The 14,945-nt window shown below is 70.2% G+C and carries 14 protein-coding genes and 1 pseudogene; 10 read left to right on the forward strand and 5 right to left on the reverse strand.

What is annotated here, in order from left to right; all coding sequences use genetic code 11:
* A partial coding sequence (locus tag TU30_RS30920; protein ID WP_042176498.1) for a DDE-type integrase/transposase/recombinase occupies positions 1–576 on the forward strand: 576 nt, incomplete at its 5' end.
* A gap of 33 nt (positions 577–609) precedes the next feature.
* On the opposite strand, the pseudogene TU30_RS37830 reads toward TU30_RS30920, so the two are convergent.
* From TU30_RS37830 to TU30_RS34960, 3 genes and pseudogenes are all read right to left on the reverse strand, one after another.
* A pseudogene (locus TU30_RS37830) lies at positions 610–969 on the reverse strand (DUF2637 domain-containing protein); the annotation flags it as partial.
* A 36-nt stretch (positions 970–1,005) separates the two neighbouring features.
* Entirely contained in the window at positions 1,006–2,262 is a 1,257-nt protein-coding gene (locus tag TU30_RS30930) for a DUF3631 domain-containing protein (RefSeq protein ID WP_042176501.1), read from the reverse strand.
* A gap of 145 nt (positions 2,263–2,407) precedes the next feature.
* Positions 2,408–2,644: an AlpA family transcriptional regulator gene (locus TU30_RS34960; protein WP_078878684.1), complete on the reverse strand. Its 237-nt coding sequence runs from the start codon at positions 2,642–2,644 to the stop codon at positions 2,408–2,410.
* Positions 2,645–3,030: 386 nt separating this feature from the next.
* Between TU30_RS34960 and TU30_RS30940 the strand changes: the two genes are divergently transcribed.
* Both TU30_RS30940 and TU30_RS30945 read left to right on the forward strand, forming a co-directional pair.
* Entirely contained in the window at positions 3,031–3,348 is a 318-nt protein-coding gene (locus TU30_RS30940) for a helix-turn-helix domain-containing protein (protein ID WP_042176503.1), read from the forward strand.
* Position 3,349: 1 nt separating this feature from the next.
* Positions 3,350–4,693 (forward strand): site-specific integrase, encoded by a 1,344-nt coding sequence (locus TU30_RS30945; RefSeq protein WP_042176505.1) that lies wholly within the window; start codon positions 3,350–3,352, stop codon positions 4,691–4,693.
* A gap of 67 nt (positions 4,694–4,760) precedes the next feature.
* Here the strand turns inward: TU30_RS30945 and TU30_RS30950 are convergent, their stop codons facing one another.
* Complete coding sequence (locus TU30_RS30950) at positions 4,761–5,198, reverse strand: hypothetical protein (RefSeq protein WP_003974483.1); 438 nt, start codon at positions 5,196–5,198, stop codon at positions 4,761–4,763.
* 625 nt (positions 5,199–5,823) lie between these two features.
* On the opposite strand from TU30_RS30950, the gene hemL reads away from it, so the two are divergent.
* The 7 genes from hemL (at position 5,824) to ccsB (ending at position 14,239) form a co-directional block, all read left to right on the forward strand.
* Positions 5,824–7,140 (forward strand): glutamate-1-semialdehyde 2,1-aminomutase, encoded by a 1,317-nt coding sequence (hemL, locus tag TU30_RS30955; protein WP_042176561.1) that lies wholly within the window; start codon positions 5,824–5,826, stop codon positions 7,138–7,140.
* A complete protein-coding gene (locus tag TU30_RS30960) occupies positions 7,137–7,856 on the forward strand; it encodes a histidine phosphatase family protein (RefSeq protein ID WP_042176508.1) in 720 nt (239 codons plus the stop codon). Before hemL ends, TU30_RS30960 begins: the two co-directional genes overlap by 4 nt.
* 504 nt (positions 7,857–8,360) lie before the next feature.
* The gene (locus TU30_RS30965; protein WP_078878688.1) at positions 8,361–9,728 is read left to right on the forward strand and encodes a hypothetical protein; all 1,368 of its coding nucleotides are present in this window, start codon (positions 8,361–8,363) and stop codon (positions 9,726–9,728) included.
* 66 nt (positions 9,729–9,794) lie between these two features.
* The gene (locus TU30_RS30970) at positions 9,795–10,475 is read left to right on the forward strand and encodes a TlpA disulfide reductase family protein (RefSeq protein ID WP_042176509.1); all 681 of its coding nucleotides are present in this window, start codon (positions 9,795–9,797) and stop codon (positions 10,473–10,475) included.
* Position 10,476: 1 nt separating this feature from the next.
* On the forward strand, positions 10,477–11,271 hold the full coding sequence (locus TU30_RS30975; protein WP_042176511.1) for a cytochrome c biogenesis CcdA family protein: 795 nt from the start codon (positions 10,477–10,479) through the stop codon (positions 11,269–11,271).
* Positions 11,272–11,276: 5 nt separating this feature from the next.
* A complete protein-coding gene (locus tag TU30_RS30980) occupies positions 11,277–13,091 on the forward strand; it encodes a cytochrome c biogenesis protein ResB (protein WP_042176513.1) in 1,815 nt (604 codons plus the stop codon).
* Entirely contained in the window at positions 13,088–14,239 is a 1,152-nt protein-coding gene (gene ccsB, locus TU30_RS30985; protein WP_042176515.1) for a c-type cytochrome biogenesis protein CcsB, read from the forward strand. The genes TU30_RS30980 and ccsB overlap by 4 nt, the downstream gene beginning before the upstream one ends.
* 244 nt (positions 14,240–14,483) lie before the next feature.
* Here the strand turns inward: ccsB and TU30_RS30990 are convergent, their stop codons facing one another.
* Positions 14,484–14,858: a PLD nuclease N-terminal domain-containing protein gene (locus TU30_RS30990; protein ID WP_042176517.1), complete on the reverse strand. Its 375-nt coding sequence runs from the start codon at positions 14,856–14,858 to the stop codon at positions 14,484–14,486.
* Between the last annotated feature and the right edge of the window lie 87 nt (positions 14,859–14,945).

The following is a 14,945-nucleotide window of genomic DNA, read 5'->3' on the forward strand; positions in this document are numbered from 1 at the left end:
TACCACGCCTACGTCATCATCGACATCTTCAGCCGCTACATCGTCGGCCACACCGTCGAGGCCGCCGAATCGGCCGCACGCGCCGAGGAGTTGATCCGGGAGACCATCCGCCGCAACGGCATCGTTCCCGAGACCGTGCACGCCGACCGCGGCACGTCGATGACCTCCAAGAGAGTCTCCCAGCTGCTGATCGACCTCGGCGTCACCCGGTCGCACTCGCGGCCGAAGACCTCCAACGACAACCCCTACAGCGAGGCCCACTTCAAGACCACGAAGTACATGTCCGACTACCCCGAGCGGTTCGATTCGCTGGCCCATGCCCGCGAGTGGTTCGAGGCGTTCATCGCGTACTACAACCACGAACACCGGCATTCGGGTATCGCCTGGCACACGCCCGCCAGCGTGCACTTCGGCACCGCCGAGGAGGTCCGCGACCAGCGGGCCGTCACCCTCGCCGAGGCATACGCCCGCCACCCCGAACGCTTCGGCCGCCGCCCCCGACCACCCCGGATACCCCAGCAGGCGTGGATCAACGACCCGGCCAAGCGCAGGGAACCCGCACCACAAACCTCATAACGTCACGACCGTCTCACTGGACTTGAAATCTTCCGGGGCGGCTCGCAGGATGAGCAGGGCCGCGACGCCGATGGCGATGAACCCGTCGATCACGAGCGGGAAGGCGTACGTCAGCACTCCGCGGATGTGGATGGCCACTGCCATCTGCCGCAGGGCGTCGTACGAGAGGGCGAAGCCGATCGTGCCGACCAGAGCGACTCCCAGGCGGATCGCGGCGGTCATCATCGGTATTGGGGTCGCGGTGGTGCGTACGGGCAAGCGGGTGCTCCAAGCGGGGAGGGATGGTGGGCAAAGAGGTGGCGGACCCGTCGCACCCGTCGCACGGCTGGTCAGAGCAGGTACGGGTGATCGTCGTGGTACGAGACGACTCGTCGCAGCGACGACACCCGTCACGGGGTTGACCTGCGATGCGACGGGTGCAACGAGTCTTTACGGGTGCGGGTCCGGGCCTATCGGGGCGCTCTCGTCACCGTTCTCGGAAGTGGACTCCTCCGGGCAGTACCGCGCCCAGGCGTCGGTGAAGCGGAGGCGCGCGAAGCCCTTGGCCTGCCTGCCGCCCTCGAAGCGGAGGGTGGCGGCCTTGATGTCGAAGTCCTTCAGGAGGAGCCCAAGGTGGCGTGGGCTGAGGCCGGTGGTGCCGTACTCGGCCCACGGAGCCTCCTGGTCCTTGAGAAGTTCCTCCAGCAGGTCCCGGGTGCGCATGATGTCCGGGTCGCCGCAGCGGGCGAAGGCGCGCCGGATGTCCTGCAGCAGGCGGGTCTTGAGGTTGGACTCGTCGTCCTTGTCCGCCTCGGCGGCGCACATGGCCGCGCATGAAGCGCGCGCGTCCTCGGGCCAGGTGCCGCCGGCCAGCTCCGCGACGATCACGAGCGGTTCCCAGGTGTCCGCCGCGCGGTCCTGCACCGGCATCCGCGGTACCAGGTCCTCGGCGGTGTCCATGAGCGGACGGATCCAGGCCGCTAGGCGGTCCCGCAGGGTGTGCAGGGCGGGGATGTCGCGGCGGGAGCGGAACTGTTCGACCCGCTCGCCGTCCTTGCGGCGTTGCATGCGGATCACCACCGCCCGGTCCATGACCGTGTCCGGCAGGGCGCCGATGCCGGCAAGCGCGGCCATGGCGAAGGTGGGGAACTTCCGCGTCTTGTGCTCGGGGCCGGAGATCCGCAGGGCGGGCCGGTTGCGCTGGTGGCCGGCGTTGAGCAGGCCGCGCAGTTCCTCGTTCTTCTCGGCGGCCTTGATGCTGCCAAAGATGGTGTCGGCCTCGTCCACCAGCAGAGTGGGCGGGTCGTCACCGATGGCACGGAAGACGACAGCCGGGCTGGTGTTCACGGTGATCAGCGGGTCGTGCGCCGTCTCCGTGATCACATCCAGCAGGCGGGACTTGCCACACCGCTTCGCCGGCCCGACCACCGCCAGGCGCGGAGCGTGCTGCAGTGCCGGCTGGATGTGCGTGGCCGCCACCCACAACGTGACGGCGGTCAGCGCCTCGCCACTTGGCAGGATCACGTACCGGGCGATCGCTGCGCGCAGCTCGTCCAGCAGGCCGGCGCCTTCGCTGGAGCTATCCGTCCGATCACGCTCGCTGGATGAGGGATCGGACGCCGGGCCCTGGCCGGGGATGGCCACGGGTGGCCAAGACGGGGTGACGGCGGGTGCGGTGGGGGCTGGAGAGATCGTAGATTCGTCCACAGGCGTTCCTCCCTGGTGAGTTCGGACGGGCAAGGTCCGGACTCACCGAGACAGATCGTTTTCGAGCAAGGGGCGATGGGGGAAGGGGCCGCGCGGCTCCCGGCGGTGGCTCGCCGGGAGCCGCTTCGCTTCCCGTGAGGGGTTCTCAGACCGCCAGGTCGTACGCGGCCTGGGCATTGAGCCAGGCGTCCACCTCGGCCCAGCGGTAGCGCAGGTGGCGACCGACCTTGTGCACGTTCGGGCCGATGCCCCGGTACTTCCACTGGTAGAGCGTCTTGACCGGCACCCCGAGGTACTCGGCGACTTCCGCCGGGGTGGCCAGGGGGCCGCGTCGGGAGGCGTCGGCGGTGGCGCGGGCGGGACGGGGGGAAAGGCTCGGCATAGGGCTCCCTTTTCGGTTTCGGACAACTGCGTGGACAACACAGCCACACCCTGGGCGGAGAAGTCCAGAGTTGGTTCTAGAAGACTCCAGAAGTTCCCGTTGGTGGGCACGGGAGGCAATACCGTAAGGGCGAATTGGCGGTTGACCAAAAAGTCGGCGCCAGGGTGGCGGGTGGTTCGTACGGGCAGGTGGTGCCCCATCGGCGAAGGATGAAGTCAGCTATAGTGCGCTCGCTTTCCGGCGAGCGGAGTCGGCGACGCAGCCTTTCCAGTACCGTATGGCAGGCATTAGTCGGGGCGATTGTGGATCCGGTGGGAAGCGAGTTCTGTAGGGTTTAAGAACCAACTCTTGTCAAAGGCTTCGGCTGCAAGTTACAGCTACCTGTTATGGCAACTAGACCTCTTGAAATGGGCCCCGCCGGCCTGCATACCGCCCGCGCCATCGAGCGCATGCGGCTGGCGCTCGGCCTCACCCAGCATCAACTGGCCGCCCGCTGCACCGCGATGGGCCGCCCGATGACCAACACCGCGCTCAGTCGCACGGAGCGCGCCCATCGGCGCTGCGACATCGACGATCTCGTCCTGATAGCCGCAGCCCTCGGTGTCCCGCCGGCGGATCTGCTGCCTACTGGGGCCCGGCTCGCCCATCCTCGTCACTCCGCCGCAGACGCCTGCGGCGGAGCCCGGGAGGCCCTCCTTGGCTGACGTGTACGACCGCTGGCACAAGTCCCATCCCAAGCCGGACGAGACCCAGTGCAGCGAGCACAAGAGCCGCACCCGGCGGATGGTTCCGACCTCTGACCACGGGACCGGGAAGCGCTGGCAGGTCCGGTACCGGGACCTGGACGGCCACCAGCGCAAGGAGAACTTCCACACGAGGGCCGAGGCCGACAAACGGGCGGCCGAGGTCGACGTCGAGATCCGGAGCGGCAGCTACGTTGTTCCCGCCGAGACGAAGCAGACGCTCGGCGCCTACGCCCAGAGGTGGCTCGACGCGAACTCGGTCGGCCCGACCACGGCCCTCCGCTACGAGGCCACCGTCCGCAACCACATCGTGGCCCACCTCGGCCGGCGCGAGCTGCGGTCCTTGAACAAGCCCTCGGTCGTTCAGGGCTGGATCCGCACACTGCAGGACGGCGGCTTCGAGGTGTCGACGATCGAGGGCATCTTCGACGTCCTCTCCAGCATCCTCGGCATGGCCGTGGAGGACGGACTGCTGCCGAAGAACCCGTGCAAGTCGAAGTCGGTCAAGCTGCCGACCGCGACCAAGAAGAAGATCGTCCCCTGGTCCCTGGAGCGCGTGCGTGCCGTCATCGCCGGGTTGCCCGAACGCTTCCAGGCCGGCGGCAAGCTCGCCTTCGGCTGCGGCCTGCGGCAGGGAGAGATCTTCGGCTTCGCCGTCGAGGACATCGACTTCAAGGGCGGCTGGATCCACGTCAACCGTCAGGTGCGGCTCGTCGGCACGAAGCCGGTTTTCGCTCTACCCAAGGGCAACCGGATCCGGTCAGTGCCGCTGTCGGCTCAGCTTTCCACTGCCCTCAAGGCCCACATGAGGCGATTTCCGCCCACGGCGGTCACGCTGCCCTGGGCAAAGCCCGACGGCGAGCCCAAGACCTTCCGACTGCTCTTCGTCGACGAGAAGGGCCGGGCCTACAACCGCAGCGTCTTCAATATGGGCGCCTGGAAACGAGCCCTGGTCGCCGCCGAAGTGATCCCTCCTCGCAAGCGCGGGGCGAGGTATCTCCAGGCGGCCCCGGAGGACGGCATGCATGCTCTCCGGCACGCGTACGCCTCCGTGCTCCTGGACGCGGGGGAGAGCATCAAGGCGTTCTCCGAATACCTCGGCCACTCGGACCCGGGCTTCACGCTGCGGACGTACACGCACCTGCTGCCGTCCAGCGAGACCCGCACCCGTAAGGCGATCGACGATGCCTTCACGGAAACGGAGACGGAAGCCGAGGCGGTAGACGACGGCGACCCGCCCGCAGCCCAGGGCACATCAGTGCCCCGGCCAAAACCCATGTGCCCTCAATGTGCCCTGGCCGCCTGACGGCCTCTCCGGGCACATGAAGAAGGCGAGGTCCGAAGACCTCGCCCGCCACCGGTGAAACCCCAGGTCAGGGCCACACCAGGCAATACGGCTGATGCCCCGCCTCATGCAACCGATGGCTGAAGTCCTGCCACTCGTGCAGCAGTTGGTAGACGTTGAAGGCGTCGCGGGGGCCGCCGCGGTCCGGGACCGTGGACCAGATGAAGGCGGCCGCGCCCACCGCTTCCTCGCCTATGCCGCGGAGGGGGTCGACGACGGTCATCGGGAGTTTCACGACCGCGTAGTCGGGGTGCAGGACGACCAGTTCCAGCGGCGGCACCTTGTGCAGGGGGACACCTTCGATGCCGGTGAGGACCATGGCGGCCATCGTCTCCGGCTTGATCTTGGTGAACATGCCGTTCATACCGAGCTCGTCGCCGCCGAGTTCCTCGGGGCGCATCGAGATCGGGACGCGGGCTGCGGTGGCGCCGTCCGGCGCGCCGAAATACTTGTAGGTCACCCCCACCCGCCCACCATTCCTGCTCCCCGCACTCGACGGGTCGATCGACTCGGCCTCGCCCGGAGCACCGTGTGCCCGACGGGCCTCGTCCACCTCTTCCGCCTCGCGCCGGTGCTTTCCCCGCCGGGAACGCCGAGGGCCGAGGCCGTCAGTGCCCTCGCCCAGTCCGCCACCGCGATGCATATCTCCACCCGACTGCTTTTCTAGGCCGCGTGGCCCCGCCGCGCAACCCGATCATCGTGTCAGTGACCTCCCCCACGGCCGCCCGCCGAAACGTACGGTGTCGCATCTGCCCGCGGGTCCTTCCCAGCGTCCGGCCGCCCCGGCCGGTGAGCTGTGTGCACTCCGACGCCAGTTTCGCAGATCACGGGCGATTCGGGACCGGATGCCGCTGTGGGCGGCCGGATGTCCGAGCCCGTGAACGGCCGCGCGGGGCGACCGTGCTGAGCAGGCGTGCGAAAGGGTCGTACGGACAGGTGGTACGGGCAGGTGGGGCCGGATTGCTCACCGGCACCCCGGCGGACCCCGGTGGGCCCCGGCCCCCGGTGCCCCGCCCGCGCCTGGCCTACCCTGAACAGGTCACTCGCAGCCCGAGTCCGAGATGTCGGAGAGGTCGGAGAAGTCGCAGGTCATGAGCGAACTGCCATACCCATACGAAGCCCAAGCCTCGCAGGCGCTGTTCGACCGTGCCGCGGCCGTCACACCCGGTGGCGTGAATTCGCCGGTGCGTGCCTTCCGTGCCGTCGGCGGCACGCCCCGGTTCATGGTGTCCGGCGCCGGCCCGTACCTGACCGACGCCGACGGGCGGGAGTACGTCGACCTCGTCTGCTCCTGGGGGCCGATGATCCACGGGCACGCGCACCCCGAGGTGATCGCCGCCGTGCAGGACGCCGTGGCGCGCGGCACCTCCTTCGGGACACCCGGTGAGGGCGAGGTCGCGCTCGCCGAGGAGATGGTCGCCCGGATCGAGCCGCTGGAGCAGGTCCGGCTCGTGTCCAGCGGCACCGAGGCCACCATGTCGGCCATCCGGCTCGCCCGCGGCTTCACGCGGCGCGCCAAGGTGATCAAGTTCGCCGGCTGCTACCACGGGCACGTCGACGCGCTGCTCGCCGCCGCCGGGTCGGGCGTCGCCACCTTCGCCCTGCCGGACACCCCCGGTGTCACCGGCGCGCAGGCCGGCGACACGATCGTCCTGCCCTACAACGACCTCGAGGCCGTGCGCGCTGCCTTCGCCGCGCACCCCGGTGAGATCGCCTGTGTGATCACCGAGGCGTCCCCGGGCAACATGGGTGTCGTGCCGCCGCTGCCCGGGTTCAACCAGGGGCTCAAGGACGTCTGCGCCGCGAACGGCGCGCTGTACATCTCCGACGAGGTCATGACGGGGTTCCGTACCAGCCGCGCCGGGTGGTTCGGCGTCGACGGCGTGCGGCCCGACCTGATGACCTTCGGCAAGGTGATGGGCGGCGGCTTCCCGGCCGCGGCCTTCGGCGGGCGGGCCGACGTCATGGCGCACCTCGCCCCCGCCGGGCCCGTCTACCAGGCCGGCACCCTCTCCGGGAACCCCGTCGCCACCGCCGCCGGGCTCGCCCAGCTGCGGCTGCTCGACGCCGCCGCGTACGACACGGTGGACGCCGTCTCCGCGCGGATCCAGTCCCTCGTCACCGAGACGCTGACCAAGGAGGGCGTCGCGCACACGCTGCAGAACGCCTCCAACATGTTCTCCGTCTTCTTCACCGACCGGCCGGTCGAGAACTACGAGGACGCCAAGGCGCAGGAGTCGTTCCGCTTCACCGCCTTCTTCCACTCCCTCCTCGGAAACGGCGTCTACCTGCCGCCCTCGTCCTTCGAGTCCTGGTTCGTGTCCACCGCGCACGACGACCGGGCCCTCCAGCGGATCGCCGACGCCCTCCCCGCGGCGGCCCGGGCGGCAGCGGAGGCGACGGCATGAGCGACGGCACGGGCGCGGGGGGGAAGAGCGGGGACGTCACCGTCGTCCATCTCATGCGGCACGGCGAGGTCCACAACCCGGAGGGTGTCCTCTACGGCAGGCTCCCCGGCTACCAGCTCTCCGAGCTGGGCCGGCGCATGGCCGACCGGGTCGGCGAGCACCTCGCCTCCCGCGACATCGTCCACGTCGGCGCCTCCCCGCTGGAGCGGGCCCAGGAGACGGCACAGCCGATCGCCAAGGCGCACGGCCTGGACGTCGCCACCGACGACCGGCTCCTCGAGGCCGAGAACGTCTTCCAGGGCAAGACCTTCGGCGTCGGCGACGGCGCCCTGCGCCGGCCCGGGAACTGGAAGCACCTCGTCAACCCGTTCAAGCCCTCCTGGGGCGAACCGTACGCCGCGCAGGTCGTCCGCATGATGGGCGCGCTCGACGCGGCCAGGGACGCGGCGCGCGGTCACGAGGCGGTGCTGGTCAGCCATCAGCTGCCGATCTGGATCGTGCGCTCCCACGTCGAGAAGCGGCGGCTGTGGCACGACCCGCGCAAGCGGCAGTGCACGCTCGCCTCGCTGACCACCTTCACCTACATGGGGGACAGGATCGTTTCCGTCGGCTACAGCGAGCCGGCCCGCGATCTGGTCCCCGCCCATCTCCTTGCCGGCGCCAAACCGGTGAAGGGGAAGGACGGCACCCCGCAGGGCAAGGCCTTCGGCGCGTAGGCCCGACCGGCGGAGCAGGCCGAAGGAGCAAGGCGGGCCGAAGGGCCGGCGCCCTCTGCCCGAGCTCTTCGGGCAGAGGGAGCCCCGGCGGGGCCGGCCTCGGTTCCCGGCTCCGTCCGAGCGGATCCCCCGCGTACGGGAGACCCTCCGCGAGAGGGACCCCGCACACGGGGGCCTCGTCACGCCGACGCCCTCCTCCGCCCTGCGTCCGGCCGGGCCGGCTCCCGCTCGCCCCGGCCGGCCGGATGCCGTCCGTCGGTTCCGTCCCGTTCCGCCGGTCGTCTCCCTTCCGGTCTGCTGGGCGGGCTGTCCCGGTCCGCGGTACGGGCCGTCCTGATCCGCGCGACGCGGGGTGCTCGGCCCGCTGGGGTGTGCGGCGCGTCCGGTGGCCCGGCGCACCCTCGTGACGTTCGTTGCCGAACCTTCGCACGAGGCGGGGAACTTCTGTTCCCGTCACGTCCTCCGAGTGAGTGACCACCAGAGGACGCGACGATCGGGGATGTCATGCGCGCGCTCACCCGCAGGGGGATGCTCGGACTCGGAGCCGGAGCCGCCGCGGCGGTCCCGCTGACCGGCTGCGGCAGCGGCGCGGGCTCGGGCGGCTCGAGGCGTACGGGCGGACCGAAGGACGGCGACCGTCCCGGGAAGCCCAGGCCGACGAAGACCGCCCGGCCGATCGGCGACGGCTCCACCGCCTTCACCGGAAAGCAGCCCCACCAGCCCTCCCGGCCGGTGCCGCTGGAGCCGGGTCAGGCGCCGCCGCAGTTCGTCGTCTTCTCCTGGGACGGGGCCGGTGAGGTCGGCAACGGGCTCTTCCCGCGCTTCCTGGACCTCGCCGAGCGGCACGAGGTCCACATGACGTTCTTCCTCTCCGGTATCTACCTGCTGCCCGAGTCGAAGAAGCGGCTGTACGACCCGCCCAACAACCCGCGCGGCGCCTCCGACATCGGCTACCTGACCGACGACCACATCAAGGACACGCTGAAGAACGTCCGCCGCGCCTGGCTCGAGGGCCACGAGATCGGCACCCACTTCAACGGCCACTTCTGTGCCGGCTCCGGCAGCGTCGGCACCTGGACCCCGCAGCAGTGGCGCAGTGAGATCGACCAGGCGAAGTCGTTCGTCAAGGAGTGGCGGACCAACTCCGGCTGGACGGACCTGCCGTCCCTGCCGTTCGACTACGACAAGGAGCTCGTCGGCGGCCGCACGCCCTGCCTGCTCGGCCGGGACAACCTGCTCACCACCGCCCGCGACCTGGGCTGGCGCTACGACGCCTCCTCGCCCGGCGGCCTCCAGGTCTGGCCGTCGAAGCGCCGGGGGATGTGGGACCTGCCCCTGCAGCAGATTCCGTTCCCCGGCCGGTCCTTCGAGGTCCTGTCGATGGACTACAACATCCTCGCCAACCAGTCCGTCAACTCCACCAACGCGCCCGCGAGCAACCACCCCGCCTGGCGGGAACAGGCGACCCAGGCGTACATATCGGGATTCAAGCGGGCGTACGAGACGAACCAGGCACCCTTCTTCGTGGGCAACCACTTCGAGCAGTGGAACGGCGGCATCTACATGGACGCCGTCGAGGGTGTCATCGAGCACATCGCGCGGGAGAAGGGCAAGGGCGGCGACGTCCGCATGGTCTCCTTCCGGCAGTTCGCCGACTGGCTGGACGTGCAGAAGCCCGAGGTGCTGGAGCGGTTGCGCACGCTGGGGGTCGGGCAGAAGCCGGCCGGTGGCTGGAAGGGCTTCCTGGGCGGCTCCGGCGGCTCGGGAGGCTCCGGCGGTTCGGGCGACTCGGGCGGGCCGGGCGGCTCCGGGGCCGCCGCCGGGCCGGGGGCCGGGGCGGGCTCGGGGGAGGGCGCCGCGAGCGGCGCCTGATATGCGGATTTCCGCCCGCAAGGGGGGTGCCCGAGAGCCCCGGAACGGGCATGCGAAACTTTTCACATGAGTGCCGCCAGCCGCGCCCCCCAGCGCTCGGACCGCGCCACCGGTGTCCGTGCCGCCCGAGTTCACGCCGCCCACGTGCGCGCCCCGCGCGTCCGCGCGCGCCGCCGTGCCGCCCTGGCCACCGGAACCGCGGTGGCGGCCCTGCTGCTCTCCGCGTGCGGTTCCGGCGGAACCTCCGGCGGGGGCGGCAACACCAACTTCGTCACCGGCACCGACGGCATCTCCACCGTCGCCAGGGGTGAGCGCGTCGCCGCGCCCGACCTGTCCGGCAAGACGGTCGAGGGAGAGCACCTCGACGTCGCCGGCTTCCGGGGCAAGGTCGTCGTCCTCAACGTGTGGGGCTCCTGGTGCAACCCGTGCCGCGCGGAGGCCAAGCACTTCGCCAAGGTCTCCGAGGACTACGCCGACCAGGACGTGCAGTTCGTCGGCATCAACACCCGCGACACCAGCACCGGGTCGGCGCGCGCCTTCGAGGAGGACTTCGGCATCACCTACCCGAGCCTGTACGACCCCACGGGCAAGCTGATGCTCCGCTTCGAGAAGGGCACCCTCAACCCGCAGGCGATCCCCTCCACCCTGATCCTGGACCGGGACGGGAAGGTCGCCGCCCGATCGCTCACCGCGCTCAGCGAGGAACGGCTGCTGAAGATGCTCGAGCCGGTCGTCGCGGAGAAGTGACGTGACCGTCCTCACCACGCTCGCGGCCGACACGGGCTCCCTCGCCGCCGGGACGGGCTACAACGGCACGGTGCTCAACGGCGCCCTGCTGGTGGCGCTGCCCATCGCCCTGCTCGGCGGGCTCGTCTCCTTCTTCTCGCCCTGCGTCCTGCCGCTGGTCCCCGGCTACCTCTCCTACGTCACCGGCGTGTCCGGCACCGACCTGGCCGAGGCCCGGCGCGGCCGGATGGTCGCCGGTGCCTCGCTGTTCGTCCTCGGCTTCACCGTCGTGTTCGTCTCGGGCGGCGCCTTCTTCGGCTTCTTCGGGCAGACGCTGCAGGAACAGTCGGACGTCCTCACCAAGGTGCTCGGCGTCCTCATGATCCTCATGGGCGTCTTCTTCATGGGGATGATGCCCTGGCTGACCCAGCGCGAGTTCCGCTTCCACCGGCGGCCGGCGGCCGGGCTGGCCGGCGCGCCCGTCCTCGGCGCCCTGTTCGGCATCGGCTGGACGCCCTGCATCGGCCCCACCCTCGCCTCCGTGCTGACGCTCTCCGCACAGCAGGAGAGCGCCGGACGCGGCGCCGTACTGACCGTCGCGTACTGTCTGGGACTGGGTCTGCCCTTCGTCCTGGCGGCCGTGGCCTTCCGCAGGGCGCTCGGTGCCTTCGGGTGGGTCAAGCGGCACTACGTCTGGGTCATGCGGGTCGGCGGCACGATGATGATCCTGACCGGAGTGCTGCTGCTCACCGGCGTGTGGGACAGCCTCGTGGTGGAGATGCAGACCTGGTCCAACGGCTTCACTGTGGGGATCTGACGGCGATGAGCACGACTTCCAAGACCGGGCGGGAACACACCCCGGGCGAATCCGGGGGTGCCGCGGCCGACGCCGCGGCCCGGGGCCGGGCCGCCCGCGACCAGGACCAGGACCTCGGTGAGGCCGGCTCCCAGCTGTCCACCGCGCCCAAGGAGGACCTGCCGAACCTGCCCGCGCTGGGCGTCATCGGCTGGGCCCGCTGGTTCTGGCGGCAGCTCACCTCCATGCGGGTGGCGCTGCTGCTGCTCCTGCTGCTGTCGCTCGCCGCGATCCCCGGCTCGCTCGTCCCGCAGACCGGTGTCGACGAGACCCGGGTCGCCGACTTCCGTGAGCGGCACGAGTTCCTCGCGCAGGTCTACGACAAGGTCGGCCTGTTCAACGTCTACAGCTCGGTGTGGTTCTCGGCGATCTACATCCTGCTGTTCGTCTCCCTCATCGGCTGCATCGTGCCCCGCACCTGGCAGTTCGTGGGCCAGCTGCGCGGCCGCCCGCCGGGCGCGCCCCAGCGTCTGACCCGGCTGCCCGTGTACACCACCTGGCGCACCGAGGCCGACCCCGGGCAGGTCCGCGAGGCCGCGCTCGGCCTGCTGCGCAAGCGCCGCTTCCGCGCCCACCTCGCCGGTGACGCCGTCGCCGCCGAGAAGGGCTATCTGCGGGAGGCCGGCAACCTCGCCTTCCACCTCGCCCTGATCGTGATGCTGATCGCCTTCGCCTGGGGTCAGTTGTTCAAGTCCGAGGGCAACAAGCTGATCGTCGAGGGCAACGGCTTCGCCAACACGCTCTCGCAGTACGACGACTTCAGGTCCGGCAACCTCTTCGACGTCGCCGACCTGGAGCCGTTCAGCTTCGACGTGAAGTCCTTCACCGGCACCTACGAGCGCAGCGGCCCCAACAAGGGAACGCCGCGCACCTACGAGACCGAGCTCGTCTACAGCGAGGGCGCCTACGGCGAGGAGAGGACGACCACCGTCAGGGTCAACGAGCCGCTGCAGATCGGCGACTCCAAGGTCTACCTCGTCAGCCACGGCTACGCGCCCGTGGTCACCGTCCGCGACGGCGAGGGCAAGGTCGTCTTCAAGGACGCGGTGCCCCTGCTGCCGCTCGACTCCAACGTCACCTCCTCCGGAGTGGTCAAGGTCCTCGACGGCTACCGCAACGCCGAGGGGAAGAAGGAGCAGCTCGGTTTCAACGCCTTCTTCGTGCCCACCTTCGGCGGCTCCCGGAGCGGCACGATGCTCTCCCAGTTCCCGGCCCTCGACTATCCGGTGCTCGCGCTGTCCGCCTATCACGGCGATCTGAAGGCCGATTCCGGCATTCCGCAGAGCGTGTACCAGATGGACAAGACCAAGATGAAGGAGTTCAAGGACTCCGACGGCGAACTGTTCAAGAAGATGCTGACGCCCGGCGAGACCATGACCCTCCCGGACGGTGCGGGCACGGTCACCTTCGAGAACGACATCAGGGAATGGGCCGGCTTCCAGATGGTCCAGGAGCCGGGCGGCGGCTGGGCCCTCGGCGGTGCCCTCGTCGCGATCGCCGGTCTGGCCGGCTCCCTGTTCATCCAGCGGCGCCGGGTGTGGGTGCGAGCGGTCGGGGGCCCCGACGGCGTCACCGTCGTCGAGATGGCCGGGCTCGGCCGCAGCGAGTCCGCCACCGTGCCCGAGGAACTCGGCGACCTCGCCGGAATCCTCTACGACCAGGCGCCGGGCGCCCCCGGCCCGGAGCCGTCCGCCGAATCACCTGATGCGCCTGACGCACCGGACGCGCCCGACACCCCCGACCCTCAAGCCGTACCTGCCGAAGGGGCTGAGAAGCCGTGAGTCTCGCCGCCGCAACCGATCTGGTCACCGCCACGAGCCTGGCCGCCGCGAAGAACGAGAGCCTCGCGGAGATCAGCAACGTCCTGATCTACTCCGCGATGGCGGTCTACACCCTGGCCTTCTTCGCGTACATCGCCGAATGGATCTTCGGCAGCCGCAGCAAGGTCGCCCGCACCGCCGCCGCGCTCACCCCCCGCGCACAGGCGGCGAAGAAGACCGCCCCCGCCGTCACCGTGAAGCAGGAGGGCGGCACCGCCGTACTGGAGCGCCCCAAGGTCGTCGTGCGGGCCGCGGCCGGCGCGCGGGACGTGCCCGACGGGCCGGGGGCGCACGGCGGGGACGCGCAGGGCGACCTCTACGGGCGGATCGCCGTCTCCCTCACCGTGCTCGCCTTCCTGGTCGAGTTCGGCGGTGTGCTCACCCGGGCGCTGTCCGTGCAGCGGGCGCCGTGGGGCAACATGTACGAGTTCAACATCACCTTCACCACGGTCGCCGTCGGCGTGTACGTCCTGCTGCTGGCGCTGAAGAAGAACGTGCGCTGGCTCGGCCTGTTCCTGACCACGACGGTCCTCCTCGACCTCGGCCTGGCCGTCACCGTCCTGTACACCGCGAGCGACCAGCTGGTCCCCGCGCTCGACTCGTACTGGCTCTACATCCACGTCTCCACCGCGATCCTGTGCGGCGCGGTCTTCTACGTCGGTGCGGTCGGCACGGTCCTGTACCTCTTCAAGGACTCCTACGAGAACAAGCTCGCGCGCGGCGGCAGGCCCGGCAGCTTCGCCACCTCCGTCATGGAGCGGCTGCCCGCCTCCGCCTCGCTCGACAAGTTCTCCTACCGCATCAACGCAGCCGTCTTCCCGCTGTGGACGTTCACGATCATCGCGGGCGCCATCTGGGCCGGCGACGCCTGGGGCCGCTACTGGGGCTGGGACCCCAAGGAGACCTGGTCCTTCATCACCTGGGTCGCCTACGCCGGCTACCTGCACGCCCGCGCCACCGCCGGCTGGAAGGGCCGCAAGGCCGCCTACCTGGCCCTGCTCGCCTTCGGCTGCTGGCTCTTCAACTACTACGGCGTGAACATCTTCGTCTCCGGCAAGCACTCCTACGCCGACGTCGGCCTGGGCGCCCTCACCGCCATCGGCTTCTGAACGGCGTCCCGGGGCACCACCCGCGAAGGCCGGCCTCCGTCACCCGTCCGCCGGGCACGGGAGCCGGCCTTCGTCACGCCCCGATGTCCCCGTTCCACACCTCCGGGCACCGTACGACGAACTCCCGCCGGCCCGCCCCCGCGCCGCGCGCTCGCCCGTCCGGCGGAGGGGGCCGGACGGGCAGCGGGTGTGCGCGGCCGGACGAGGACGCCCCGAACCGGCGGAACCCGCCCCGCGTGGTCCCTCAGTCGGTCTCGGGCTTCTCGTCGCGTTCCTTGTCCTTGCCCCTGTCCGGGCCCGGGTCGGTGTTCTTCTCCCCGGGCCCGTCCCGCTCCTCGCCGAGGGACTTCAGGAAGTCGGGGTTGTCGTCCGGCGCCACCCACTGCTGCCGGCTGCCGCCCCGGCCCCACGCGGAACCGATGGCACCGCCGCCCGCGGGCTGCCGCTTCTTGCCGGCGATGATCCACGAGATCGAACCGACGAGCGGGAACACCAGCACCAGGATCGCCCACAGCGGCTTGGGCATGTGACGAATGTCCTCGTCCTTCGTGCTGATGCAGTCGATGAACGCGTAGACGCTCAGGGCGAGGGGGACGAGGAACATCAGCACCCTGAGCATGGGCCTCTCCAGGGAAGGGGTCGTCGGGGACGTCGGCACAGCCACAGCCCCCAGGTACCCGGCAAGGGTAGCCGCTCGGGGATACTT

This window comes from Streptomyces sp. NBRC 110035, from assembly GCF_000829695.1.
Taxonomy (GTDB): Bacteria; Actinomycetota; Actinomycetes; order Streptomycetales; family Streptomycetaceae; genus Streptomyces.